Genomic DNA, 23,489 nt, shown 5'->3' on the forward strand with positions numbered 1-23,489 from the left:
CATGTTCCGCAGTTTCTTTCTTTCACGCCGATGGGCTTTGTGGGCCTGGGGTGGTCTGTTTGTGCTGGTGGCGCTGGTGTTCATCACGGTGCAGCAGACCGTCAAGTTGAACGCTTGGTACGGCGAGTTTTATGACCTCTTGCAAAAGCCCGAACAAGCCGGCGGGTTGGAGAAGTTCTGGGGTTTCATGCTGCAGTTTGCGTGGATTGCTTTTCCGTTCATGTTGCTGCGCAGCCTGGAGACGTATCTGGCGTCTCACTTTGCTTTTCGATGGCGTCAGGCCATGACCGAAGAATACCTGCCGCGCTGGCAGCGCACCGATGCCACGGTAGAAGGTGCATCCCAGCGCATTCAAGAAGACTGCATGCGGTTTGCCCGGCAAACAGAAAACCTGGGCCTGGGGCTGGTGCGTGCGGTATTGACGCTGGTGTCTTTCATCCCGATTTTGTGGGCCTTGTCCGCGGGCATGGCGATTGCCTGGTTGCAGTTTGAGGGTTCGCTGTTTTGGGTGGCGCTGGTCACGGCGCTGGGCGGCACCGTCATTTCGTGGTTTGTGGGCATACGCCTGCCTGGGCTGGAGTACAACAACCAAAAGACCGAGGCCGCCTTGCGCAAGGACCTGGTGTTTGCCGAAGATGATCGCAGCCGCATGCATTTGCCCACGGTGCTGGAGTTGTTTACCGGCGTGCGGCTGAACAATTTCAGGCTGTTCAACCACTACGCATACTTTCACCTGTGGAGCAATTTGTACAGCCAGATGATGGTGATCTTTCCATTCCTCTTGATGGGGCCCTCGCTGTTCACCGGCCTGATCACCTTGGGGGTGATCCAGCAGGTCAGCAATGCCTTCAACAAAGTCAACGACGCGTTTTCTTACCTGATTGAGCGTTGGACCGACATCACCGAGCTGCGCTCCATTTACAAACGGCTGACCGAGTTCGAAAAGGCCTTGGCTTGACCCTTGGCAAAATGGCCTGTCCTCAGGAAAACCCATGCCCCATACCGTCAAATTTCAGCGTGTTTTTCGTGCACCTGCACAGCGCGTTTTTCGCGCCTTCATCGATCCCGATGCCATGGCCAAGTGGTTGCCGCCCCATGGATTCACCGGCCGCGTGCATGAGATGGATGCCCGAGTGGGTGGCGTTTACCGGATGTCGTTCACCAACTTGAGCAATGGCCAATCGCACAGCTTTGGGGGCAAGTTCCTGGAGTTCCGCCCTGCTGAATTGCTCAGCCACACCGACCGCTTTGATGCTGCCGAATTGCCGGGCGAGATGGTCACCACCATCCGCTTTCAAACGGTGTCGGTGGGCACCGAGGTGAACATCGAGCAGACGGGCATTCCCGATCCAATTCCTCCCGAGGCCTGTTGTTTGGGCTGGCAGGAGTCTTTGCAACTGCTGGCGCTGCTGGTCGAGGCCGAAATTCCCGATTGATTGTCTTTAGATGGCTGCAGCGCTGATATCGGCGGGTAGCGGGTCCAGCGCTCTGAGCGCCTGCAGGGCTTCGGCATCGGTGCGGTAGAGCTTGAGGTGCGGGCCCTCGGCCAGCTCACCCGCTCGGCGCAAGGTGCTCTCGACAGGCAGCTTGATGCCGCTGATGTGCAGGGTGATGCCCCGGCTGGCCAATTGGCGCTGCAACTGGCCAAAGGTTTCCACCCCCGTCACATCAATGCGGTTGATGGGCTGGGCAAACAGGGCCACATGTTTCACATCGGGGTGCTGGGCCAAGTGGTCGGTGATGGCGCGGTCAAAGTCGCTGGCCGCGGCAAAGTCCAGCTCGGCGTCCATGCGCAACGCATACAAATGTGGCGCCAGCGGCGGCAACTTCCACAGATGCCGGTCACGCAGGCTGCCATCAGGGTGCAGACCCACTTCGATGATGCGCGGGTGCAAGCGGGTGTGCAGAAAGTGACTCAAGCCCACCAGCACGCCGGTCATCACACCCCAGTAAATGCGCGGTGCCGTCAGCAGGGTCATGGCAAAGGTGATGCCCGCCGTCATGGTCTCGATGCGGCCCACGCGCCAGAGGTTCAAAAATTGCCGGGGCTGGAACAGGTTGAGCACGGCCACGATCACGGCCGCCGACATGACCGAGCGCGGCACGAACTGCAGCGCGGGCATGAGCAAGAGCAAAGCCAGCAGCACAAAACCCACCGACGCCACCACCGCCCAGCCTGAGCGTGCGCCGGCATAGAGCATGAGGGCTGAGCGCGAGAACGAGGTGCTGGTGGCAAAGCTGCCCGAAAACGCCGAAGCTATTTTGGCCAGGCCTTGGCTGAAGAGTTCGGTGCTGTCGTCCCAGCGCTTGCCGTCGCGACGGCATTCGATGCGGGCGCTCGAAGCTGTTTCCAGAAAGCTCACCAGGGCGATCACCAGGGCGGGCACCCAGAGTTGGTTCAGGGTGTCCAAACCCGGCCATGCTGGCCAATAAAAATCAGGCAGGCCCGAAGGCAGCAGGCCGACCACCGCGCCGTGGTCTTGGTAATCGGTGGCATAGGCGATGACCGAGGCGATGCCCATGACGATCATGATGCCAGGCCATCGGGGCTTGAAGTGGCGCAGCAGCAGCAAGACAGCCAAACTGCCCAGCCCAAACCACGCAGGCCAGCCGCTGAGCCACAGGGGCCAGCTTTGCACATCCCAGCTCCAGGCTTTGACGCCCAGCAGTCCCGGCACTTGCGAGGCCATGATGAGCAAGGCGGCAGCTTGGGTAAAACCCATCATCACTGGGGCGCTGACCAGGTTGATCAGCCAGCCGTAGCTGCCCAGACCCAGCAGCAGCTGAATGGCCCCCGACAGCAGCGACAACCAAACCGCCAAGGCCACCCATTCGGGCGAGCCGGGTTCGGCCATGCCCGTTAGAGAAGCCCCAATCAACACGCAAGTGAGGGCAGCCGGGCCCACTGATAAGCGGTTGGCGCTGCCAAACAAAACGGCCAGCAATGCGGGGATCAGGCAGGTGTAAAGCCCGGTGACCAATGGCATGCCCGCCAAGCCCGCATAGGCCACGGCTTGCGGAACCATGACCAGCGCCACGGTCAGGCCTGCCAGCACTTCGGTGCGCGCCAGCGGCGCCGTCAGGCGTGGCCATTGGCGGAAGGTCAAAAAGCGTTGCATGTCAGGCATGCCCGATCTTAGCCGCCAAGGCCTTCAGCGCTGGGGCATGTCTTTGGCCGAGTAGCCCAAGCTGACGGTGGCGTCTTCAGGAATGGCGGGCACGGTGGCGTCCCAGGCTTCCCAAGCAGCGCGCATAGCGCCTAGGCGCTCGGGTTCACGCTGGGCCAGATTGGCGCGTTCGCGTTCGTCGGCGGGGATGTTGAACAGGTAGTCGTGGCCGTCCACCCGCAGGTATTTGTAGTCGCCCATGCGCAAGGCGCGCTGGCCCCGGTGGTTCATGCGCCAGTACAGCGGGCGCTCAAACTGTTGGCTGGCATCGCGCAGCACGGGCAGCATGGACACACCGTCAAAGGGCAAGTCGTCTTGGGCCTTGGCACCTGCCAACTCGACCATGGTGGCGGACCAGTCCATGGTCATGCAGTGCTGGGCCGATGTGCCGCCGGGCGCAATCACAGCAGGCCAGTGCGCGATCCACGGCACACGGATGCCGCCTTCGGTCAGGTCCATCTTGCCGCCCACCAAGGGCCAGTTGTCGCTGAATCGCTCGCCCCCGTTGTCGCTGGTGAAAACGATCAAGGTGTTGTCGAGTTGGCCCGTCTTTTTGAGCGCATCGACCAACCACCCAATGCCTTCGTCCATGTGGTGGATCATGCGGTGGTAAGTGTGGATGTTGCCGCCGTGCAGGTGGAACAGGTTGTCCTTGACCTCTTGCGCCAGGGCGTGGTCTTCGCGGGTTTCCCAGGGCCAGTGTGGCGCGGTGTAGTGCAGGCTCAAAAAGAAGGGCTTGCCCTGCGCGGCGCCGGGGGCCATGCGCTCGACAAAATCCACCGCTTTGTGCGAGATCAGGTCGGTCAGGTAACCGTCTTCGTGCTTTTCTTCTTCGTTGGTGTAGAGGTCGTGTGTGCCGTTGTTGCTGGCGTGGGTGAAGTAGTCCACCCCGCCCGACATGGGACCAAAAAATTCTTCGTAACCTGACTTGATCGGGCTGAAGTGGGGTGGGTAGCCCAAATGCCATTTACCGATCAGCGCCGTGCGGTAGCCACTGGCTTTCAGCAGCGAGGGCAGTGTGGGGTGCTCGGGCGGCAGGCCCAGCACTTTGCTGCCCTTGCTTTTGCTGTTGATCGGCTCGTCAGCCCCGCCGCGCAGGCGGTACTGGTACCGCGCCGTCATGAGCGCGAAGCGGGTGGGCGAGCACACGGGCGAGTTGGCGTAACCCTGTGTGAACTTGAGACCGCCTGCCGCCAGCTGGTCGAGCACGGGCGAGACCTTGCCAAACTTGGCGTCGCGGCCGCCGTAGCAGCCGAGATCCGCAAAGCCGAGGTCGTCGGCCACGATGAAAATGATGTTGGGGCGCGGGGTGATCGTGGGCGTCATGGGTTCAGTCCAGTTGCACGCCGGTGGCTTTGATGGGCTTTTCCCAGCGGGCCAAGTCAGCACGCTGTGCGGCCGCCAAATCGTTGGAGTTGGAGCCAATCACCTCGTAACCAAGTTTGATCATCTTGTCTTTCGTGGCGGGATCGCGCGCGATTTTCATCATGGCTTTTTCCAATCGGGCCAGGGCTTCACCCCTGAGGCCCGCTGGGCCGTACATCGCAAACCAGGCGGTGGCGTCCATGTTGACGCCTGACTCTCTGAGGGTGGGCACTTCAGGAACTTGCGGGTCGCGTTGGTTGCCGGTCACGGCGATGATGCGTACTTTGCCTGCCCGGTGCATTTCGGCGGTTTCAGACACCACGTCAAATTTGTAGCCGATGTGGCCACCCAACAAAGCGGTGTTGGCTGGCGCGCCGCCTTGGAAAGGGATGTGGTTGAGGTTGATGCCCGCCGATTGCTCCATCAACACGCCCATGAAGTGGGGCAGGGTGCCTGCACCGGGTGTGCCGTAGCTGGCAGAGTTGGGGTCGGTCTTGGCTTTGGTCACCATCTCGGCCACGGTTTTCACGTTGCTGGCAGGACCAGAGACCACACCAAACTGGAATCGGGCGATTTGGGAAATGGGTGTGAAGTCTTTCACGGCGTCGTAATCGAGCTTTTTGTAGACATGCGGGAACAGCACCATGGGGCCGCTGGGCAAAATGATCACGGTCTGGCCATCGGGTTTGGCCGCCTTGGTCATGTTCAAAGCGATGCGTCCACCTGCACCCGGTTTGTTGTCCACCACAATGGGGCCAAAGTCGTCTTTCAGCGCATCGGCCACCATGCGGGCCAACACATCGGCAGAACCACCAGGTGGAAAACCCACCAGAATTTTCAAGGGTGGCTTGTCTTGAGCCCCAACCCCAGAGCTCAGTAAAGACATGGACAAGGCGGCCATTGCCAAGACCCAAACACGTCGAGGTGTGCGTTGAAAAACAGACATGAAAGTCTCCAGAATGAGTGGGATGCAAACGTACCCAGTGAGCGGGCAAACCAAGCCAAAATGTAATCTTGTTTTGAGCAGTTGTTCTGAACAACCATCACCCCGGAAAACCCTGATGCTTCTGATGCCTTCACAAGGTCTGTCTTGGATCGGCGACTTGTTACGCACTGTTCCTGCGCCCATGAAAGCCTTTCGCCAATGCGGGGTGCTGGTGTGTTTGTCTGGGGCTTGTGGGCTGCAAGCTGCCGAGAGGTGGCCTGCTTGGGTGAGTTGGGTGATGGACGGTGACACGGTGTTGTTGGTGCGGCAGGGTCAGACGGAGCCGGTCAAATTGCGCATCGATGGCATCGATGCCCCCGAAACATGCCAGCCTGGCGGTATGGCCTCGCGGGACGCCATGATTCGCCTGACACTTCGCAAGTCGGTTCAGGTCACCGATCTGGGTTTCGACAGTTACGGCCGTCAAGTGGGGCGTTTGTCGGCTGACGGTGTCGATGTGGGTGCGGAGATGGCGCGCTCGGGCATGGCTTGGGCTTACCGATTCAAAACAGGTCGTGGCCCTTATGCGGCCTTGCAACGCTCGGCACAAAAAGAGAAAAAGGGGGTGTTTTCCGCCGCTGAGGCGGCCATGTCACCCGCCGTGTTCAGGCGTTTTCATGGCGCGTGCCAAGGCACTTTGGGCCAATAGCCTTCAAGCTCTGACAGAGGCGCACACCGGGCATGCTGCGTTGCGCTGCATGCGGATATCGGTCCAAGACAGTTCGCGCCCATCGAGCATGAGCAAGCGCCCAGCCATGTGGCTGCCCATGCCGCTCAAGATCTTGAGGGCCTCAGCCGCCTGCACCGAGCCGATGATGCCCACCAAAGGCGCAAAAACACCCATGGTGGCGCAGCGGGTCTCTTCGGGTGTTTGTTCGGGCGGAAAGATGCAGGCATAGCAAGGCGCATCGGTTTGGGTGCTGTCAAACACGGACACTTGGCCGTCCATGCGGATGGCGGCCCCAGAGACCAAGGGTTTTCGGTGGGTCACACAAGCCAGGTTGACGGCTTGACGGGTTGCGAAGTTGTCACAGCAGTCAATGACCACGTCGGCTTGCGGCACCAGGGCATTCAGCAAGGCCGTGTCCGCCCTTTGGGTGACCGCGGTGACGGTGACGTCGGGGTTGATTTGTGCAATGGCGGTGCGCACCGATTCGGCCTTGAACTGGCCCACGCGGTCCAGCGTGTGCGCAATTTGGCGTTGCAAGTTGGTGGCGTCCACTTCGTCGTGGTCCACCACGGTGATGTGACCGACACCCGCACTGCCCAAATACAAGGCCACCGGTGAACCCAAGCCACCCGCCCCTATGACCAAAGCATGGGAGCCTAAGAGTTTTTCTTGGCCCTCAAAGCCCAATTCGTTGAGCAAAATGTGCCGCGAGTAACGCAGCAGTTGGGTGTCATCCATTCGGGGCATCCATCCGAGGCGTCGGATCACTCTTTCTTGTCGGCTTTGCGCTCGGCCAAGGTCGTGCTGGCCTTGACCGGTTGGCCCTTGAGTTGCCTGATGGCTTGGGCCAACTGAAAGTCTTGGTCAGAGCCAAACTCAGGCAAACGGCGCTCTGCCAAGGGTTTGCGAGAGTCTTCCTCCAGTTTTTTCATGGCCTCTTCACGGGCTTGCTCGCGGGCCGGGTCTTTCTTTTCTTCGGCCTCTCGGCCATTGGACAGGTGCTTTTGCAAGTCGGCTTCGCGGGTGCGCAGGGCCGCAAACACATTGCCCGTTTCGGTTTCATCCAGCATCACGTCAGGTACGATGCCTTTGGCTTGAATGGCGCGTCCGCTGGGGGTGTAGTAGCGGGCCGTTGTGATTTTCAGTGCCGTGTCAGGGCCAAGTTGACGAACGGTTTGCACCGAACCTTTGCCGAAGGTTTGGCTGCCCATCAGTGTGGCCCGCTTGTAGTCTTGCAAGGCACCTGCCACGATTTCACTGGCCGATGCAGAGCCTTCGTTGACCAGCACCACCAAGGGCACCTTTTTCAAGGCGCCATTGGTGGCTTGGGTCATGCGGGTGATCGGGTCATTGGTGCTGTTGCGACGCCAAAATTGGGGAGAGGCCTTGTAGGTGAACTTGCTCTCTTCGAGTTGCCCGTTGGTGGTGACCACTGTGACGTTGTCCGGCAAAAAGGCCGCGGACAGGGCCACGGCGGCATCCAGCAAACCGCCCGGATCGTTGCGCAAATCGAGCACCATGCCCTTGATCTGAGGGTCTTGTTTGTACATCTCTTCGATCTTGCGGGCGAAGTCATCCACAGTGCGTTCCTGGAACTGAGACACCCTGATCCAGCCATAGCCCGGCTCGATCAGCCTGGATTTGACCGATTGGGTCTTGATCTCTTCGCGGATGATGGTGACCGGGAATGTGCGGTTTTCGGACCTGCGGAAGACGGTCAAGACCACTTTGGTTTTGGGCTCACCGCGCATGCGCTTGACCGCTTCACTCAGTGGCAGGCCCTTGAGCGGCGTGTCATCGACCTTGGTGATCAGGTCGTTGGTTTTGAGGCCTGCACGGTCGGCGGGTGAACCTTCGATGGGGGAGACAATTTTGACGACACCGTCTTCTTGGCTGATTTCAATACCCACGCCCACGAATTTTCCGGAGGTGCCTTCAGAAAACTCTTTGAAGCTTTTTTTGTCGAAATACTGCGAGTGAGGGTCCAGACTGGACACCATGCCAGAGATGGCTTCGGTGATGAGTTTTCGCTCGTCGACCGGCTCTACGTAATCGCTTTTGACCATGCCGAAAACAGCTGCCAATTGCTGCAGCTCTTCCAGAGGCAGCGGAGCCATGTTGCCACGCGCCACGGTTTGCAATGAAACAGTGGTCAGTGCGCCCGCCAAGGCGCCAATGCTGAGCCATCCGGCGATCTTGAGTTTGTATCCCATGGTGCGTGTGCGTGTTCGGTGAATGTCAAATCAATATACACCCGCAAGCCCTGAAGCGACGGGCGTGGCCTGTAATTTCCTGTAAAGACCCCGAAAGCTCAACCTTTGCCTTGGCTGGCCACTGCGGCGGCGGCGTGGGCTGCAGCTTGCGCGTCTCCCAAGTAGTAGTGCCGAATCGGCTTGAGTTCGGCATCCAATTCATAGACCAAGGGGATGCCGTTGGGGATATTGAGCCCCACGATGTCTTGCTCAGAGACGTTATCGAGGTACTTGATCAAAGCGCGGATCGAGTTGCCATGTGCTGCGATCAGGATGCGCTCGCCCTTTCGAATGCGAGGGGCAATGGTGTCTTGCCAACATGGCAGCACCCTGGCCACGGTGTCTTTGAGGCATTCGGTCAGGGGCAGGTTTTGTGGTTCGACATGGGCATAGCGGCGGTCACCCCGTTCGCAACGGGGGTCGCTGGCTTCCAAAGCGGGGGGCGGTGTGTCGTAGCTGCGGCGCCAAGCCAGCACCTGCTCGTCGCCAAATTTTTTGGCCATATCGGCTTTGTTGAGGCCTTGCAAAGCGCCGTAATGGCGCTCGTTCAGACGGTAATCCTTGATCACGGGCAACCAGGTACGGTCCATTTCGTCCAGGGCGAACCACAGTGTGTGAATGGCCCGTTTGAGCACCGACGTGAAGCACACATCAAAGTCCCATCCCTCGGCTTTGAGCAGTTGGCCTGCCGACATGGCTTGGCTCACCCCCGTGGGGGTCAGGTCCACATCGGTCCAACCGGTAAAACGGTTTTCCAGGTTCCAGGTGGACTCGCCATGGCGAATGAGAACAATTTTGTACATGGTGAAAAGGGGCGCTTTAGGAAGTGGAAACAAAGGTTGAGCTGCTCATTTTAGAATCCGTGTTGGCAGGCCTTCTTACAGGCCTTTGTTTTTTTTGCTCGAAAAGGTCTGATTTGTGAACTTTCTCCTCGAAAACTGGATGTTGTTGTTGGTGGCTTTGGCCTCGGGCGTCGCTTTGATGTTGCCCGTGCTGACCAAAGGCAGTGGTCTGGATCCCCAAGCCATGGTGCAACTGATGAACCGCGAAAAGGCGGTGGTGATCGATGTGTGCGAGCCCGATGAGTTTGCGCGAGGCCATGTCATCGGCGCCAAAAATCTGCCACTGGCCCAGGTCGACGAAAAATTGGCGCAGTTGGTCAAGAACAAGTCAAGCCATGTGATCATGGTCTGTCAGGTGGGCGCACGTTCAGCGCGAGCCGCTGCGGCAGCGCGCAAACTGGGCTATGAAAACGTCCAATCTTTGTCCGGCGGCCTGCGTGCCTGGGTGGCGGCCAGCATGCCTACCGAAAAAGCCTGATTTTCCCCACCTTTTAACGACCCATTACCCAAGGATCCGCCATGCAATCCGTCAAGATGTACACCACAGCCGTTTGCCCTTATTGCACGCGTGCCAAGCAAATCCTCAAGGCCAAAGGTGTTGAGCAAATCGAAGAAATTCGCATCGACACCGATCCGGTGCAGCGCGATCACATGATGCAAACCACAGGTCGCCGCACAGTGCCCCAAATTTTCATTGGCGCCACCCATGTGGGCGGCTGTGATGACCTGATGGCGCTGGATGCCAAAGGGGGCCTTCAAGCCTTGTTGCAAGCGGCCTGACATCAGGCTAACGCACTGAACAGGGCTGATCCAGCGGCGCTTGGCCCACCCAGCTTCCCTCATAATCTCCACTTTCATTCGCCCGGAATCTGCCCGAGGCTTTTTTCAAAGACACACCATGACCGATACCGCAGCCACCACCAGCACCGAAGCCCAAGCGCCTGTTTTTCAGATCCAGCGTGTCTATTTGAAAGAGGCTTCATTGGAGCAGCCCAACTCACCAGCCATCTTGCTCGATCCACAACAACCCAGCGTGGACATTCAATTGGGCGTGGAAGCCACGCCCGTGGCGGATGGTGTGTTTGAAGTGTGTGTCACGGCCACTGTGCACACCAAAATCGACGATAAGACGGTGTTTTTGGTGGAATGCAAGCAAGGCGGTATTTTTGAAATTCGCCATCTTCCCGATGAGCAAATGGGCCCTGTGATGGGCATTGCCTGCCCACAAATCGTTTACCCGTATTTGCGTGGCAACGTGGCTGACTTGATCACACGTGCCGGTTTTCCGCCCGTGCATTTGGCCGAAATCAACTTCCAGGCCATGTACGAGCAGCAGCAACTGCAGCAGGCAGAACAAGCCGGTTCTTTGCCTCAGTAAAGCGCGGTTTTGGCCGGACACCCCGTGATGCACATCAGCGTGATTGGTGCCGGCGCTTGGGGCACAGCCATGGCCATGGCGGCCAGCCGTCACCCTGCAGGGCACCGCGTGGACCTGCATGTTCGGGATGAGGCGCAGGCCATCGCCCTGCAGCAGTCCCGAGAAAACACCCGTTACCTGCCCGGTTTTCGCTTGTCGGATTCTGTTCGCATTTCATCCGAGCCCCTTGCCGGCAGTGAGTGGCGGGGCATGTCTGATCGTTTGGTGGTTGTGGCCACGCCGATGGCTGGTTTGAGGAACGTCTTGACGTCTTTGGCGGGTGCGGATGCGCCCGTTGCTTGGCTGTGCAAGGGTTTTGAATCGGGTACGGGGCTGATGCCGCACGAGGTTCAGGCCCAAGTGGCACCCCGGTTGCGTGCGGGTGCCTTGAGTGGCCCCAGCTTTGCCTTGGAAGTGGCGCGTCAACAACCCACGGCCTTGGTGGCTGCAAGCCCCCATGCCAGCGTGCGCGATGCCATGGTGAACGCTTTCCACGGCCCTTCTTTGCGCGTTTATGCCAACCACGACATGGTGGGCGTGGAGGTGGGTGGCGCTGTGAAGAACGTCTTGGCCATTGCGACGGGCCTGTGCGACGGTTTGAATTTGGGCCTCAATGCGCGGGCCGCTCTGATCACCCGGGGCTTGGCAGAGATGACCCGTTTGGGTACAGCCCTGGGGGCGCAGTCTGACACCTTCATGGGCTTGTCCGGCTTGGGCGATTTGGTGTTGACGGCCACGGGTGATCTGAGTCGCAACCGGAAAGTCGGCTTGCTTCTGGCACAAGGGCAAACTTTGGCGCAAGCCGTGGCCTCTTTGGGGCACGTGGCAGAGGGCGTCTACAGCGCCCGCACAGTGATGCAAAGGGCCCAGTTGTTGGGCGTTGACATGCCGATCACCGCTGCCGTGGTGGCCCTGCTGGATGGGGCGTGCAGCGCGCAACAAGCGGTGCTGGCCCTGATGGGCCGTGACCCCAAAGGCGAGTTCGCCTGAACCCCGACCCCCATGATTGCCCGTCAACCTCCCTTGGCCAAGGGTTCTGTTTTTCAAAAACCCACGCTGGCCCAGAAAGTTTGGCGCTTGTTTGCAGGATTTGATGGCCCATTGGCCATGGCTGTGGGTTTGTTGGTCGGCCTCGGTCTTTTGGTGATGTATTCCGCCGGCTTTGACCACGGGACGCGTTTTGTGGACCATGGCCGCAACATGTTGATAGCCGGGGTGATCCTGATGGTCGTGGCGCAAATTCCACCTTCCAAAATGATGGCGTGGGCCTTGCCTATCTATGCAGTTGGCGTGCTGTTGCTGGTGGCTGTGGCGCTTTTTGGCATCACCAAAAAAGGCTCAACCCGGTGGATCAATTTGGGGGTGGTGATTCAGCCCAGCGAGATTTTGAAAATCGCTTTGCCGCTCATGTTGGCGGCCTGGTTCCAAAAGCGGGAGGGGCAGCTGCGGATGTCTGATTTCGCCATCGCCCTGGTGATTTTGTTGGTCCCTGTCGGTTTGATCATGAAACAACCCGATTTGGGGACGTCTTTGCTGGTGCTGGCAGCCGGCTTGGCGGTGATTTTTTTTGCAGGTTTAAATTGGCGTTGGATTTTGCCGCCTGTTTTCTTGGGTGTGGTTGGCATTGTTGTTCTGGTGATCATGGAGCCCAGCTTGTGCAAGCCTGGCGTTGATTGGCATGTTTTGCACGAGTACCAACGTCAAAGGGTGTGTACCTTGCTGGATCCCGGGCGGGACCCACTGGGCAAAGGTTTTCACATCATCCAAGGCATGATCGCGATTGGTTCAGGGGGGCTGTGGGGCAAGGGCTTCATGCAAGGAACGCAAACTCACTTGGAGTTCATCCCTGAGCGCACCACCGACTTTATTTTTGCGGCTTTGGGCGAAGAGTTTGGACTGCTTGGCGGCTTGGTCTTGTTGGCCAGCTTTTTCTTTTTGATCTACCGTGCCCTGGTCATTGCCATGCAGGCGCCCACTTTGTTCAGCCGCTTGTTGGCCGGCAGCATGGCCACCATCTTTTTCACGTATGCGTTCGTCAATATGGGCATGGTCAGCGGCATTTTGCCGGTGGTCGGTGTGCCTTTGCCCTTCATCAGTTACGGTGGAACAGCCATGGTCACTTTGGGCTTGGCGTTGGGCATTTTGATGTCGATTGCCAAATCCAAACAACTGGTACAAACATGAGCAATGCTTTATCTGTGGTGGTCGTTGGTGCGGGCAACATGGGCGGTGCCATGCTGGCAAGGCTGCGTGATTTGGCGTGGACGGTGGGTGTTCATGACACGGACGCGCAGGCCCAAGCCAAGGCTGTGGCAGAGGGTGCGTTGCCATTTGCATCGCCGCTCCAAGCTGTCCGCAGCTTGGCACCTGACGGCGTGATGTTGATCGCTGTGGTGGACGCGGCGCAAACCGAAGCGGTTTTATGGGGTGCTGGTGGTGCAGGTGGGGACCTCAAGCCAGGCCAAACGGTGATGTTGTGCCCCACTTTGGGCCCTAAGACGGTGCAAGACCAAGCCGAACGTTTGGCGCAAAGGGGCGTGGATTGCATGGATGCGCCCATGTCGGGTGGCCCTTTGCGGGCCAGACAAGGGTCCATGAGCCTGATGGTGGCCTGTTCTGAGCCCGTCTGGCAGCGGAGCCAAGATTTGCTGCAAGCGTTGAGCCAGCAGGTGTTTCGCGTGGGTGTTCGGGCGGGGGATGGTGCACGCACCAAACTGGTCAACAATCTTTTGGCCGCCGTCAACTTGGCGGGTGCGGCCGAAGCTTTGGCTTTGGCGGAGCGTTTGGGGCTTGAGCCGGCTGTGACCTTGTCGGTCATCGAGGCCTCCAGTGGCCAAAGCTGGATAGGCTCAGACCGCATGCGACGGGCTTTGGTCGGAGACTTCGAGCCCCGGGCGCACGTCAGTTTGCTGGCCAAGGACACGGGGCTGGCCATTTCTGCTGCCGATGAAGTGGCGTACGACCCGCCACTGGGCCGTCTGGCGCGAGACCTTTTCGCTCAGGCCATGGCGCAAGGCTGGGACCAGTTAGACGATGCGGCACTCTTCCAACTGATGCGTCAGCGCTGAGGCTTTGTCGCTTCGCCGCCAAGGCGGCCGCCTGAGCGGCCGACAGGGGCTCCCACCGGCTTGGGCAAGGGTCTTGAAGCCTGCCTACAATGTGTCCCATGATTTCACGCGAACCCACCCTTGAACGCTTGGCCACGGCCCGGTCCCTTTTGCTTGAGCCTTTTGGTTTGGACGAAACCCATCTGAGCAGAGCGCTTTCCGCTATCCAGGCGCACCAAGTTGACGACGCCGACTTGTATTTTCAGTACACCCGCTCTGAGGGCTGGAGTCTGGAAGAGGGCATCGTCAAGACCGGCAGCTTCAGCATTGACCAAGGTGTGGGCGTGCGGGCGGTATCGGGCGAAAAAACGGCCTTTGCTTATTCTGACGATATCTCTGAAGCCTCATTGATGGACGCGGCCATGACGGTGCGCACCATCGCGCAGGCCACGCAAAACAAGCGCATCAAAGTGCCCACGCGCAAAATTTCGGCCAGCCGCTCGCTCTATCCCTCGCTCGACCCGATGTCCACCCTGGACAGCACCGCCAAGGTGAATTTGCTGGGCCGCGTCGAGAAAATCGCCCGGGCCAAAGACCCGCGCGTGGTGCAAGTCATGGCCGGTTTGGCCACCGAGTATGACGTGGTCATGGTGGCGCGTGCAGATGGCACCTTGGCCGCCGATGTGCGTCCCCTGATCCGCTTGTCCGTGACCGTGATCGCCGAGCAAAATGGCCGCCGCGAAGTGGGCAGCGCGGGCGGCGGTGGTCGCTTTGGTTTGGCTTACTTTGACGACGCCATGGTCGAGAGCTATGTGCAAGAAGCGGTGTCTGCCGCGCTGATTAACCTGGATGCACGACCTGCGCCCGCAGGCGAGATGACGGTGGTCTTGGGCAATGGTTGGCCCGGCGTATTGCTGCACGAAGCCGTGGGCCACGGGCTGGAGGGGGACTTCAACCGCAAGGGCTCGAGCGCTTTCAGCGGCCGCATTGGCCAGCGCGTGGCGGCCAAGGGCGTCACGGTGCTCGACGACGGCACCATGGCCGATCGCCGGGGCTCGCTCAACGTGGACGACGAAGGCCATGCCAGCCAAAAGAATGTGCTGATCGAAGACGGTATTTTGCGCGGCTACATCCAGGATTCGATGAATGCCCGCTTGATGGGTGTCAAGCCCACGGGCAATGGCCGCCGCGAAAGCTATGCCCATGTGCCCATGCCGCGCATGACCAACACCTACATGCTGGGCGGCGACAAGAGCCCCGAAGAAATCGTGGCCAGCATCAAAAAAGGTCTGTATGCCACCAACTTTGCCGGTGGTCAAGTCGACATCACCAGTGGCAAATTTGTGTTCTCGGCCAGCCAAGCTTATTGGGTGGAAAACGGCAAGATCCAATACCCCGTCAAGGGTGCGACCCTGATCGGCAGCGGCCCCGAGTCGCTCAAGAAGATCAGCATGATCGGCAACGACATGAAGCTCGACTCGGGCGTGGGCACCTGCGGCAAGGAAGGTCAGAGTGTGCCGGTGGGTGTGGGTCAACCCACCTTGCGCATCGATGGCTTGACCGTCGGTGGTACGGCCTGATCTTCAAACCCGAGGCTGAACATGGCCCTTCGGGTTTGTCCCCGGCTTGGCCTGTCAGTAACGGTCATCCAGCTGTGATACATTGAACCCCATGTCTTCGCGCATCGCTTTTTACTTTTTTGACTTTTGGTTCTCAGTCCCCGGCGGACGAGAGGCGAGCGCTTAAGCACCCGAACATCTCGATACACACCGCCGGAGCCCCGAAGCCCGGCGGTTTTTTTTCACCTGTTTTTTCAATTGAGGAGTCCACGATGAACGCCAAAACCACTGCCCCTGAGAGCTGGTACCCCAATGCCGCCGACCGCACCGGCCAGACCGACGACGAACGCATCAAGGACATCACCGTGCTCCCACCGCCAGAACATTTGATCCGCTTTTTCCCGATTGCTGGCACGGCGACGGAAACCCTGATTGCCGATACCCGCAAAGCCATTCAGAACATCGTGCACGGCCAAGATGACCGCTTGTTGGTCATCATTGGCCCTTGCTCTATCCACGATCCGGCAGCGGCCATCGAGTACGCCCGCCGCTTGAAGCCGCTGCGTGACCAATACGCCGGCACGCTGGAGATCGTGATGCGTGTGTACTTTGAAAAGCCCCGCACCACGGTGGGCTGGAAAGGTCTGATCAACGACCCTTACCTGGATGAGAGTTACCGCATCGATGAAGGCCTGCGCATCGCGCGCCAGTTGCTGATCGAGATCAACCGCCAGGGTGTGCCTGCGGGCAGTGAATTCCTGGATGTGATTTCGCCCCAGTACATCGGTGACCTGATCAGCTGGGGCGCCATTGGTGCCCGCACGACAGAGAGCCAAGTGCACCGCGAGCTGGCTTCTGGTTTGTCGGCGCCCATCGGCTTCAAGAACGGCACCGATGGCAACATCAAGATCGCGACCGATGCGATCCAGGCAGCGGCCCGTGGCCACCACTTTTTGTCGGTCCACAAAAACGGCCAAGTTGCGATTGTGCAGACCCAAGGTAACCAAGACTGCCATGTGATCTTGCGCGGTGGCAAAGCGCCTAACTACGACGCTGAAAGCGTGGCCGCTGCCTGCAAGGAACTCGAAGCCGCCAAGCTGCCCGCCAGTTTGATGGTGGACTGCAGCCACGCCAACAGCAGCAAAAAGCACGAGCGCCAAATTGACGTGGCCAAAGACATCGCCTCACAAATCAGCGGTGGCTCACGCCAAGTGTTCGGCGTCATGGTCGAAAGCCACTTGAAAGATGGCGCCCAGAAGTTCACGCCCGGTCAGCATGAGGTATCCAAGCTGATTTACGGTCAGAGCATCACCGACGCCTGCATTGGTTGGGACGACAGCGAGGGCGTGTTGCAGGTGCTGTCGGATGCCGTGAAGGCGCGCCGCGCCATCAGCCGCTGAGGGCCGTGAGCAGCTTGGCGTGAATGCCGCCAAAGCCGCCATTGCTCATGCAGAGCAGGTGGTCGCCGGGCTGTACTTTGGCCATCACTTGGGCGATCACTTCGTCAATGTTCGCACCCACTTGCGCCTTCGAGCCCATGGGTTTGAGTGCGGCAACCGCATCCCAGCCCAGCCCGCCTGAGTGGCAGAACGCCAAGTCGGCTTCTTCCAGGCTCCAAGGCAGCTGGGCTTTCATGGTGCCCAGTTTCATGGTGTTGCTGCGCGGCTCAAAAATGGCCAGGATGCGGCCCATGCCCACTTGGCGGCGCAAGCCGTTCACGGTGGTGCGGATCGCCGTCGGGTGGTGAGCAAAGTCGTCGTAAATGCGGATGCCCTTCACGGTGCCGAGCAACTCCATGCGGCGTTTGACGTTCTCAAAGGTAGTCAAAGCTTGCGCAGCCGTGGCAGGTGTAACGCCGACATGCTCTGCGGCGGCTATGGATGCCAGCGCGTTCAGCTGGTTGTGCACACCGCCAATGGCCCATTGCACCTTAGCGACGGCTTGGCCAGCTTGCCGCACTTTGAAGAGAGCGGGTTCGCCTTCGGCCACAAAATCGCTCACAGCCGAACCAAATGTCCGCACCTCGCTCCAGCAGCCTTGCGCCAACACGCGCGTCAGGCTTTCCTCCAGCCCGTTGACCACCACGCGGCCCGAGCCGGGTACAGTGCGCACGAGGTGATGAAACTGGCGCTCAATGGCGGCCAGGTCGTCAAAAATGTCGGCGTGGTCGAATTCCAGGTTGTTCAAGATGGCGGTGCGCGGCCGGTAGTGCACAAACTTGCTGCGCTTGTCGAAAAAGGCGGTGTCGTATTCGTCGGCTTCGATGACGAAGTACTTCCCGCCACCCAGTCGGGCAGAAACGCCGAAATTGAGCGGGACGCCACCCACCAAAAAACCCGGTTCCAGCCCGGCCTGATCCAGCACCCAAGCCAGCATCGAGGTGGTGGTGGTTTTGCCGTGGGTGCCCGCCACCGCCAGCACATGGCGGCCTTGCAGCACATGTTCGGCCAGCCACTGGGGGCCGCTGGTGTAGGGCGCACCGGCCTCCAAAATGGCTTCCATCAGCGGGAATTTGGGCTTGCCATCGGCGAGTCTGGCGCGGCTCACAACGTTGCCCACCACATAAATATCGGGTTTGAGGGCCATCTGCTCGGCGTCAAAGCCTTCGATGAGCTCAATGCCCAAAGCGCGCAATTGGTCGCTCATGGGCGGGTAGACGCCTGCGTCACACCCTGTAACCCGATGTCCCGCCTCGCGGGCCAGCGCGGCCAGGCCCCCCATGAAAGTGCCACAAATGCCCAAGATATGTATATGCATGCCCGGATTTTAGGGGGCCATCGGGTGCCGGCAGGACTGTGACCACTTGGGCCCGGTCACAATCGGTGCCCATGAACGACCTTGCCCTTGAAATTGCCGCGACCGCCGCCCGTTTGGTGGTCGAAGAAGGCTTGGCTTTTGGCCCGGCCAAGCACCGTGCCCTCAAAGAGTTGGGCCTGCCCGCCCGCACCGCTTTGCCCAACAACGATGTGGTCGAGGCCCAGGTGCGCGACTACATTGACTTGTTTTGTGCCGACACCCAACCCGGCGAGTTGCTGGCCTTGCGCGAATTGGCACTGGTTTGGATGCAGCGCTTGGCCGAATTTCGCCCCCACTTGGGGGGGGCCGTCTGGCACGGATGGGCAACGCGCTTGTGCGATGTGGATTTGGCTTTGTTTTGCGATGATCCCAAATCGGCCGAGATCGCCCTGATCAACCAAAACCAGCGCTACGAGGTGCAAACTGTGCGCGGGCTGCACGGGGACGATGTGGAAGTGCTGAGCCTCCATGCTTTTTGTGACGCCTTGAACGAAGATGTGGGCGTGCACCTGCGCATTTACGACCTGGACGATTTTCGGGGCGCTTTGCTGCCCGATGCACAAGGGCGCTCGCCTCGGGGAGATTTGGCTGCGTTGAAGCGCCTGCTGGCGGTATGAAAGAAAATCAAGACATGAACAATCACAAGGCAGACGCATCCAGGCGTCATCTGATTTGGGGTGCCGGTGCGGCCGCAGCGGTGGCGGGCGTCGGTTTGGCCCTGTGGCGTTATGAGCCTGAAGCTGTGGCGGAAGTCGCCAGCCATCCACTGTGGATGCAACAGTTTGAAACCCCGGCAGGTGAGGGTTTGAGCATGGCCCAATTCAAGGGAAAACCCTTGATTTTGAATTTTTGGGCCACTTGGTGCCCACCTTGCATCGAAGAGTTGCCCATGATCAACGCCTTTTGGCGTGAAAACAATCCGAATGGTCATCAAGTGGTGGCTTTGGCCATTGATCAACCCAGTGCGGTGCGCCGTTTTCTGGAGCGACAACCCTTGGCATTTCCAGTGGGTTTGGCCGGTTTGGAGGGTACTGGGCTGGCCAAGTCTTTGGGCAATACTGCCGGTGGTTTGCCTTTTACAGTGTTTTTCAAGAAAGATGGCAGCATTTGGCGACAAAAGATGGGCCAACTCACGGATCAGGATCTCAGCCAATGGCGTGCTGCGGCCGCCTGAATGCCTTGGCGCCCCCTGCGCACCGATGGGCGGCCCTTAAAGATGGCTCCGCAGCCTCTGATGCATGCCTGGACCGTGAAGAAAAGATAATTTTGCAGGTCTTTATTGAAATTTAGTGTAAATTCGATCCATTACATGTGCTTCTAGCATCGGAGGATCTTATGGATTTGCGCAAACTCAAAACACTGATTGATTTGGTGTCTGACTCGAATGTTTCTGAGTTGGAGATCACCGAAGCTGAGGGCAAGGTACGCATTGTCAAAAGCATGGGCGTCGCTGCACCCGTGGTGCTTCAGCAAGCTGCGCCTGTCATGGCCGCACCCGTGGCCGTGGCGGCTGCTCCTGTCGCAGAGGCCCCTGTGGTGGCTGAAGCGGCCGCAGGCCACGCCGTCAAGTCCCCGATGGTGGGTACTTTTTACCGTTCATCGACCCCTGGCTCTGCACCTTTCATTCAAATTGGCTCTGTGGTCAAAGAAGGCGACACCCTTTGCATCATCGAGGCCATGAAAATTCTCAATGAAATTGAGTCCGACAAATCAGGCACGGTGACCCAAATTTTGTGTGAAAACGGTCAAGCGGTCGAATACGGCCAAGCGCTCTTCATCGTCGAATAAAGCCCAGAGGATTTCATGTTCAAGAAAATCCTGGTTGCCAACCGTGGCGAAATCGCCTTGCGTATCCAGCGCGCTTGCCGCGAGTTGGGTGTCAAGGCGGTGATGGTTTATTCCGAAGCCGATAAGGAAGCCAAATATGTCAAATTGGCCGAAGAGGCAGTGTGTATCGGCCCAGCCGCTTCCGCACTGAGTTACCTCAACATGCCAGCCATCATTTCGGCCGCCGAAGTGACCGATGCTGAAGCCATTCACCCTGGTTATGGTTTTCTGAGCGAGAACGCCGATTTTGCCGAGCGTGTGGAAAAAAGTGGTTTCCAGTTCATCGGTCCTTCGCCGGAGTCCATCCGCATCATGGGTGACAAAGTGTCTGCCAAGCAGGCCATGATCCGTGCCGGTGTACCCTGCGTTCCCGGTTCGGAGGGAGAGTTGCCCGACGACCCGGTTCAGGTTCGCCGCATTGCCAAGTCGGTCGGTTACCCCGTCATCATCAAAGCTGCAGGCGGAGGTGGTGGCCGAGGCATGCGTGTGGTGCACACCGAAGCGGCGTTGATCAATGCGGTGCAAATGACCAAAGCAGAAGCCGGTGCGGCTTTTGGCAATCCTGCGGTCTACATGGAAAAGTTTTTGCAAAACCCACGCCATGTTGAGATCCAAATCATCGCTGACAAGCACCGCAATGCGGTTTACCTGGGTGAGCGTGATTGCTCGATGCAACGCCGACACCAAAAAGTGATCGAAGAAGCGCCAGCACCGGGCATTCCCCGCAAGTTGATTGACAAGATCGGCGACCGTTGCGTGGCTGCTTGCAAGAAAATCAATTACCGTGGGGCTGGAACGTTCGAGTTTCTCTATGAGAACGGTGAGTTTTACTTCATCGAAATGAACACGCGTGTGCAAGTGGAGCACCCGGTGACCGAGTGGGTCACGGGCGTGGACATTGTGAAGACGCAGATCATGGTGGCTGCCGGCGAAAAATTGCCTTTCACGCAGCGTCAAATCGAGATCCGTGGCCATGCCATTGAATGTCGGATCAATGCCGAAGATCCCTTCAAGTTCACGCCTTCGCCCGGTCGCGTCACCTCTTGGCACATGCCTGGAGGACCCGGTGTGCGCGTCGACTCACATGTGTACAACAATTATTTTGTACCGCCCAACTACGATTCGATGATTGGCAAACTGATCGTGCACGGCGATACGCGTGAGCAAGCTTTGGCCCGTATGCAGACAGCTTTGAACGAAACGGTGATCGAGGGCATTCAAACCAACATCCCACTGCACCGAGAGTTGATGGTGGATGCCAAGTTCATGCAAGGCGGCACCAACATCCACTATTTGGAACACTGGCTGAGCCAGCGAAAACGCTGATCACCTATGTACGAACTGAGCCTGTTGTGTCCCGAAGAGCGGGTTGATGTGTTGAGTGATGCACTCGATGCGCTGGATGCCCTGAGTGTTTCCGTTGAGGACGCGGATGCCCAAACACCCGCTGAGCAGGCTTTGTTTGGCGAGCCTGGCATGCCGCCACCCAAAGATGGTTGGCAGCGCTCCCGCATGGTGGCTTTGTTCGCGCAAGAAACAGCAGCCCAAGAGGCTGCTGTTTTGCTGGCCGCGCAAGACTTTTTTGAAGATTGTCAGTTGTTGGGGATTCAGACGCTGGAGGACCAAGATTGGGTGCGGTTGACGCAGTCGCAGTTTGCACCGGTCGAAGTGACTTCAGATTTCTGGATTGTTCCCACTTGGCATGAGCCGCCTGCGCAAGCCCGTCAGATCATCCGGCTGGATCCGGGCTTGGCTTTTGGCACGGGCACTCACCCCACCACCCGCATGTGCCTGCGTTGGATTGCCCAGAAGGGTGTGCAAGAGCAACGTGTTTTGGATTACGGTTGCGGTTCCGGTATTTTGGCGATCGGTGCGGCCAAGTACGGTGCTACCGACATCGATGCCGTGGACATCGATGAAGCCGCCGTGACCGCCACCGAGTTGAACGCAGTCGCCAACCATGTGGTTTTGCGCGCAGGCCTACCGGACAAGGCGCAAGGCCAATACCAAACGGTCTTGGCGAACATTTTGGCCACACCGCTTCGGGTGCTGGCTCCCCTGTTGTGTGCCCATGTGGCTGCTGGTGGCTCTTTGGTTTTAGCCGGTATTTTGGAGCGGCAAGCCGATGAGTTGAAGGCTGCTTATGCCCCTTGGATTCTCCTCGAAGTGAGCGATACCCAAGACGGCTGGATATTGATGACAGGTGTGTCCCAAGCAGCATGACGACGGTCTGAGGCTGACTACAATCGTCCCATGACCAGGATCATCCGATGCCCCTCTTGCGCGACTGTCTACTCTGTAGATACCGCGCAAATCCAAGCCGCTCATGGTTGGCTTCGCTGCGGCAAGTGCCAAGAGGTTTTCAATGGCACGGGTTTGGATGTGCCGGTCTCCCCAGTTCTGCTGGCGCCTGCTTCCGACAGCTTGGCTGCACACGCGATCGATCCGGCTTTGGCTCAGCCGGTCAACCGAGTGGCCTTGGATGACTTTTTGCTGAGAGAGGACCGCTCGGATCCAGTTTCAAAGCTTGACCCAGATGTCAGCGCTGACTTGCTGGCTTTTTCCGAGGCCTTGGCCACATTCAAACCTCAACTACCAACGCATGAACCCACGGCGCCATTGCCTGATAAAACGGGTCCAGTGCCAACGCCTTTGTTTCAGTACGTCACGGCGGCAGCCTTGGCCTTGTTGTTGCTGGGGCAAATTTTCTTCTTTCAGCGTCACGCCATGGCCGCTTTGTGGCCCAACAGCCGGCCTGTATTGGAAAGCTTGTGTCTTCCTCTGGATTGCCAATTGAAGCCCTGGATGAACCTGAAAGCCTTGGAGATGGAGGGCACGAGTTTTGCTCAAAGTGGTCAATCCTTCGTGTTGAATTGGTCGCTTCGCAACACAGGTCCCATGACCGTGACCACCCCGTCCTTCGAGCTGACCTTGCTGGACGAATTCAATAACCCCGTGGTTCGCCGCATTTTCTTGCCTGACGAAGTGCAAGCGCCGGCGACTTTGTTGCCCGGCCAAGTTTGGAAGGGGTCCTTGACTGTCAGAGTTGATCCTTCGCTCGTGTTCAGTCACTACCGTTTATTGAACTTCTATCCTTGAGTTTTGGCAGACTCGCTTGTTGGCCTCATTCATGAAAAAAGCCCATCACTGTTGCCAGTGATGGGCTTTGTGGCTAACGCCAGGGACGTTTGAATCAGGGCTTGGCGGCCGAAGGAAACGGCCATGCAGCTTGTGGATTCAGAGTCGTTTGTGCAGCAGGGGCGGCAGGGGCAGCGGGTGCTTTGGATGCCTTCTTTGCTGCTGGTTTTTTGGCTGCTTTTTTCACGACCGCTTTTTTAGCAGCTGGCTTCTTGGCGGCAGTTTTTTTGGCTGCTGCTTTTTTAGCTGGGGCTGCTTTTTTGGCGGGGGCTGCTTTTTTAGCGGCTGGCTTTTTGGCTGCGGCTGCTTTTTTAGCGGGCGCTGCTTTTTTAGCTGGAGCTGCTTTTTTAGCGGCTGGCTTTTTGGCTGCGGCTACTTTTTTAGCAGGAGCTGCCTTTTTGGCGGCTGGCTTTTTAGCGGCTGG

General features: G+C 58.6%; 24 protein-coding genes and 1 pseudogene. 17 read left to right on the forward strand and 8 right to left on the reverse strand.

The genetic code is table 11. From position 1 onward, the window contains the following. Nucleotide 1 precedes the first annotated feature (1 nt). Both B472_RS10980 and B472_RS10985 read left to right on the forward strand, forming a co-directional pair. Complete coding sequence (locus B472_RS10980) at nt 2-958, forward strand: putative transporter (RefSeq protein WP_019426436.1); 957 nt, start codon at nt 2-4, stop codon at nt 956-958. A 34-nt stretch (nt 959-992) separates the two neighbouring features. After that, on the forward strand, nt 993-1,436 hold the full coding sequence (locus B472_RS10985; RefSeq protein ID WP_019426437.1) for an SRPBCC family protein: 444 nt from the start codon (nt 993-995) through the stop codon (nt 1,434-1,436). Between the two features lie 6 nt (nt 1,437-1,442). On the opposite strand, the gene B472_RS10990 is transcribed toward B472_RS10985, so the two are convergent. The 3 genes from B472_RS10990 to B472_RS11000 are packed head-to-tail and all read right to left on the reverse strand — an operon-like array spanning nt 1,443 to nt 5,478. Further along, nucleotides 1,443-3,128 carry a SulP family inorganic anion transporter gene (locus B472_RS10990; RefSeq protein WP_019426438.1) on the reverse strand — a complete coding sequence of 562 codons (1,686 nt, stop codon included), beginning with the start codon at nt 3,126-3,128 and terminating at the stop codon, nt 1,443-1,445. A gap of 24 nt (nt 3,129-3,152) precedes the next feature. After that, nucleotides 3,153-4,493 carry a sulfatase gene (locus B472_RS10995; RefSeq protein ID WP_019426439.1) on the reverse strand — a complete coding sequence of 447 codons (1,341 nt, stop codon included), beginning with the start codon at nt 4,491-4,493 and terminating at the stop codon, nt 3,153-3,155. Between the two features lie 4 nt (nt 4,494-4,497). Then, nucleotides 4,498-5,478, reverse strand: coding sequence for a tripartite tricarboxylate transporter substrate binding protein (locus B472_RS11000; protein ID WP_116798659.1), 981 nt, complete (start codon nt 5,476-5,478; stop codon nt 4,498-4,500). A gap of 115 nt (nt 5,479-5,593) precedes the next feature. Here B472_RS11000 and B472_RS11005 point away from each other — a divergent pair, with 115 nt between their 5' ends. Beyond that, nucleotides 5,594-6,166 carry a thermonuclease family protein gene (locus B472_RS11005; RefSeq protein WP_019426441.1) on the forward strand — a complete coding sequence of 191 codons (573 nt, stop codon included), beginning with the start codon at nt 5,594-5,596 and terminating at the stop codon, nt 6,164-6,166. A 3-nt stretch (nt 6,167-6,169) separates the two neighbouring features. Here the strand turns inward: B472_RS11005 and B472_RS11010 are convergent, their stop codons facing one another. From B472_RS11010 to gpmA, 3 genes are all read right to left on the reverse strand, one after another. After that, nucleotides 6,170-6,925, reverse strand: a complete 756-nt coding sequence (locus B472_RS11010) for a molybdopterin-synthase adenylyltransferase MoeB (RefSeq protein WP_019426442.1) — start codon at nt 6,923-6,925, stop codon at nt 6,170-6,172. A 26-nt stretch (nt 6,926-6,951) separates the two neighbouring features. After that, nucleotides 6,952-8,400, reverse strand: coding sequence for a S41 family peptidase (locus tag B472_RS11015; RefSeq protein ID WP_019426443.1), 1,449 nt, complete (start codon nt 8,398-8,400; stop codon nt 6,952-6,954). Between the two features lie 98 nt (nt 8,401-8,498). Next, nucleotides 8,499-9,242: a 2,3-diphosphoglycerate-dependent phosphoglycerate mutase gene (gpmA, locus tag B472_RS11020; protein WP_019426444.1), complete on the reverse strand. Its 744-nt coding sequence runs from the start codon at nt 9,240-9,242 to the stop codon at nt 8,499-8,501. A 115-nt stretch (nt 9,243-9,357) separates the two neighbouring features. Here gpmA and B472_RS11025 point away from each other — a divergent pair, with 115 nt between their 5' ends. The 8 genes from B472_RS11025 (at nt 9,358) to B472_RS11060 (ending at nt 16,704) form a co-directional block, all read left to right on the forward strand. Further along, a complete protein-coding gene (locus B472_RS11025; RefSeq protein WP_026039445.1) occupies nt 9,358-9,759 on the forward strand; it encodes a rhodanese-like domain-containing protein in 402 nt (133 codons plus the stop codon). 41 nt (nt 9,760-9,800) lie between these two features. Next, nucleotides 9,801-10,061, forward strand: a complete 261-nt coding sequence (gene grxC, locus B472_RS11030) for a glutaredoxin 3 (RefSeq protein ID WP_019426446.1) — start codon at nt 9,801-9,803, stop codon at nt 10,059-10,061. A 118-nt stretch (nt 10,062-10,179) separates the two neighbouring features. Continuing rightward, complete coding sequence (gene secB / locus B472_RS11035) at nt 10,180-10,659, forward strand: protein-export chaperone SecB (RefSeq protein WP_019426447.1); 480 nt, start codon at nt 10,180-10,182, stop codon at nt 10,657-10,659. Nucleotides 10,660-10,686: 27 nt separating this feature from the next. Then, nucleotides 10,687-11,688, forward strand: coding sequence for an NAD(P)H-dependent glycerol-3-phosphate dehydrogenase (locus B472_RS11040; protein ID WP_019426448.1), 1,002 nt, complete (start codon nt 10,687-10,689; stop codon nt 11,686-11,688). A 12-nt stretch (nt 11,689-11,700) separates the two neighbouring features. Further along, complete coding sequence (rodA, locus tag B472_RS11045; protein ID WP_019426449.1) at nt 11,701-12,882, forward strand: rod shape-determining protein RodA; 1,182 nt, start codon at nt 11,701-11,703, stop codon at nt 12,880-12,882. Then, the gene (locus B472_RS11050; protein WP_019426450.1) at nt 12,879-13,766 is read left to right on the forward strand and encodes an NAD(P)-dependent oxidoreductase; all 888 of its coding nucleotides are present in this window, start codon (nt 12,879-12,881) and stop codon (nt 13,764-13,766) included. The genes rodA and B472_RS11050 overlap by 4 nt, the downstream gene beginning before the upstream one ends. 98 nt (nt 13,767-13,864) lie before the next feature. Then, nucleotides 13,865-15,325, forward strand: a complete 1,461-nt coding sequence (tldD, locus tag B472_RS11055; RefSeq protein WP_019426451.1) for a metalloprotease TldD — start codon at nt 13,865-13,867, stop codon at nt 15,323-15,325. A 251-nt stretch (nt 15,326-15,576) separates the two neighbouring features. Continuing rightward, the gene (locus B472_RS11060) at nt 15,577-16,704 is read left to right on the forward strand and encodes a 3-deoxy-7-phosphoheptulonate synthase (RefSeq protein ID WP_019426452.1); all 1,128 of its coding nucleotides are present in this window, start codon (nt 15,577-15,579) and stop codon (nt 16,702-16,704) included. Here B472_RS11060 and mpl read toward each other — a convergent pair. Further along, nucleotides 16,694-18,061 carry a UDP-N-acetylmuramate:L-alanyl-gamma-D-glutamyl-meso-diaminopimelate ligase gene (gene mpl / locus B472_RS11065; protein ID WP_026039447.1) on the reverse strand — a complete coding sequence of 456 codons (1,368 nt, stop codon included), beginning with the start codon at nt 18,059-18,061 and terminating at the stop codon, nt 16,694-16,696. The two genes, B472_RS11060 and mpl, sit on opposite strands and share 11 nt — an antisense overlap. A gap of 71 nt (nt 18,062-18,132) precedes the next feature. Between mpl and B472_RS11070 the strand changes: the two genes are divergently transcribed. The 6 genes from B472_RS11070 (at nt 18,133) to B472_RS11095 (ending at nt 23,026) form a co-directional block, all read left to right on the forward strand. Continuing rightward, nucleotides 18,133-18,717, forward strand: coding sequence for a hypothetical protein (locus B472_RS11070; protein WP_026039448.1), 585 nt, complete (start codon nt 18,133-18,135; stop codon nt 18,715-18,717). Continuing rightward, complete coding sequence (locus B472_RS11075) at nt 18,714-19,274, forward strand: TlpA disulfide reductase family protein (RefSeq protein ID WP_019426455.1); 561 nt, start codon at nt 18,714-18,716, stop codon at nt 19,272-19,274. Before B472_RS11070 ends, B472_RS11075 begins: the two co-directional genes overlap by 4 nt. A gap of 161 nt (nt 19,275-19,435) precedes the next feature. Next, a complete protein-coding gene (gene accB, locus B472_RS11080) occupies nt 19,436-19,888 on the forward strand; it encodes an acetyl-CoA carboxylase biotin carboxyl carrier protein (RefSeq protein ID WP_019426456.1) in 453 nt (150 codons plus the stop codon). Between the two features lie 15 nt (nt 19,889-19,903). Beyond that, on the forward strand, nt 19,904-21,253 hold the full coding sequence (accC, locus tag B472_RS11085) for an acetyl-CoA carboxylase biotin carboxylase subunit (RefSeq protein WP_019426457.1): 1,350 nt from the start codon (nt 19,904-19,906) through the stop codon (nt 21,251-21,253). A gap of 6 nt (nt 21,254-21,259) precedes the next feature. Next, the gene (gene prmA, locus B472_RS11090; protein WP_019426458.1) at nt 21,260-22,150 is read left to right on the forward strand and encodes a 50S ribosomal protein L11 methyltransferase; all 891 of its coding nucleotides are present in this window, start codon (nt 21,260-21,262) and stop codon (nt 22,148-22,150) included. Nucleotides 22,151-22,180: 30 nt separating this feature from the next. Next, nucleotides 22,181-23,026 (forward strand): DUF3426 domain-containing protein, encoded by an 846-nt coding sequence (locus B472_RS11095; RefSeq protein ID WP_081504940.1) that lies wholly within the window; start codon nt 22,181-22,183, stop codon nt 23,024-23,026. Between the two features lie 94 nt (nt 23,027-23,120). Here the strand turns inward: B472_RS11095 and B472_RS11100 are convergent. Beyond that, nucleotides 23,121-23,489, reverse strand: a pseudogene (locus B472_RS11100) (histone); the annotation flags it as partial.

Origin of the sequence: Limnohabitans sp. Rim28, from assembly GCF_000293865.2 — a bacterium.
Classification (GTDB): Bacteria; Pseudomonadota; Gammaproteobacteria; order Burkholderiales; family Burkholderiaceae_C; genus Limnohabitans_A.

Bases quoted from the DNA above. Each gene is read 5' to 3' on its own strand.
- rodA (WP_019426449.1), top strand. From the start codon at position 11,701: ATGATTGCCCGTCAACCTCCCTTGGCCAAGGGTTCTGTTTTTCAAAAA.
- B472_RS11095 (WP_081504940.1), top strand. From the start codon at position 22,181: ATGACCAGGATCATCCGATGCCCCTCTTGCGCGACTGTCTACTCTGTA.
- accB (WP_019426456.1), top strand. From the start codon at position 19,436: ATGGATTTGCGCAAACTCAAAACACTGATTGATTTGGTGTCTGACTCG.
- B472_RS10990 (WP_019426438.1), bottom strand. From the start codon at position 3,128: ATGCCTGACATGCAACGCTTTTTGACCTTCCGCCAATGGCCACGCCTG.
- B472_RS11070 (WP_026039448.1), top strand. From the start codon at position 18,133: ATGAACGACCTTGCCCTTGAAATTGCCGCGACCGCCGCCCGTTTGGTG.
- B472_RS11005 (WP_019426441.1), top strand. From the start codon at position 5,594: ATGCTTCTGATGCCTTCACAAGGTCTGTCTTGGATCGGCGACTTGTTA.
- B472_RS11015 (WP_019426443.1), bottom strand. From the start codon at position 8,400: ATGGGATACAAACTCAAGATCGCCGGATGGCTCAGCATTGGCGCCTTG.
- accC (WP_019426457.1), top strand. From the start codon at position 19,904: ATGTTCAAGAAAATCCTGGTTGCCAACCGTGGCGAAATCGCCTTGCGT.
- B472_RS11010 (WP_019426442.1), bottom strand. From the start codon at position 6,925: ATGGATGACACCCAACTGCTGCGTTACTCGCGGCACATTTTGCTCAAC.
- B472_RS10995 (WP_019426439.1), bottom strand. From the start codon at position 4,493: ATGACGCCCACGATCACCCCGCGCCCCAACATCATTTTCATCGTGGCC.
- tldD (WP_019426451.1), top strand. From the start codon at position 13,865: ATGATTTCACGCGAACCCACCCTTGAACGCTTGGCCACGGCCCGGTCC.
- B472_RS11060 (WP_019426452.1), top strand. From the start codon at position 15,577: ATGAACGCCAAAACCACTGCCCCTGAGAGCTGGTACCCCAATGCCGCC.
- grxC (WP_019426446.1), top strand. From the start codon at position 9,801: ATGCAATCCGTCAAGATGTACACCACAGCCGTTTGCCCTTATTGCACG.
- gpmA (WP_019426444.1), bottom strand. From the start codon at position 9,242: ATGTACAAAATTGTTCTCATTCGCCATGGCGAGTCCACCTGGAACCTG.
- B472_RS11075 (WP_019426455.1), top strand. From the start codon at position 18,714: ATGAAAGAAAATCAAGACATGAACAATCACAAGGCAGACGCATCCAGG.
- B472_RS10985 (WP_019426437.1), top strand. From the start codon at position 993: ATGCCCCATACCGTCAAATTTCAGCGTGTTTTTCGTGCACCTGCACAG.
- B472_RS10980 (WP_019426436.1), top strand. From the start codon at position 2: ATGTTCCGCAGTTTCTTTCTTTCACGCCGATGGGCTTTGTGGGCCTGG.
- B472_RS11050 (WP_019426450.1), top strand. From the start codon at position 12,879: ATGAGCAATGCTTTATCTGTGGTGGTCGTTGGTGCGGGCAACATGGGC.
- B472_RS11040 (WP_019426448.1), top strand. From the start codon at position 10,687: ATGCACATCAGCGTGATTGGTGCCGGCGCTTGGGGCACAGCCATGGCC.
- secB (WP_019426447.1), top strand. From the start codon at position 10,180: ATGACCGATACCGCAGCCACCACCAGCACCGAAGCCCAAGCGCCTGTT.
- mpl (WP_026039447.1), bottom strand. From the start codon at position 18,061: ATGCATATACATATCTTGGGCATTTGTGGCACTTTCATGGGGGGCCTG.
- prmA (WP_019426458.1), top strand. From the start codon at position 21,260: ATGTACGAACTGAGCCTGTTGTGTCCCGAAGAGCGGGTTGATGTGTTG.
- B472_RS11000 (WP_116798659.1), bottom strand. From the start codon at position 5,478: ATGTCTGTTTTTCAACGCACACCTCGACGTGTTTGGGTCTTGGCAATG.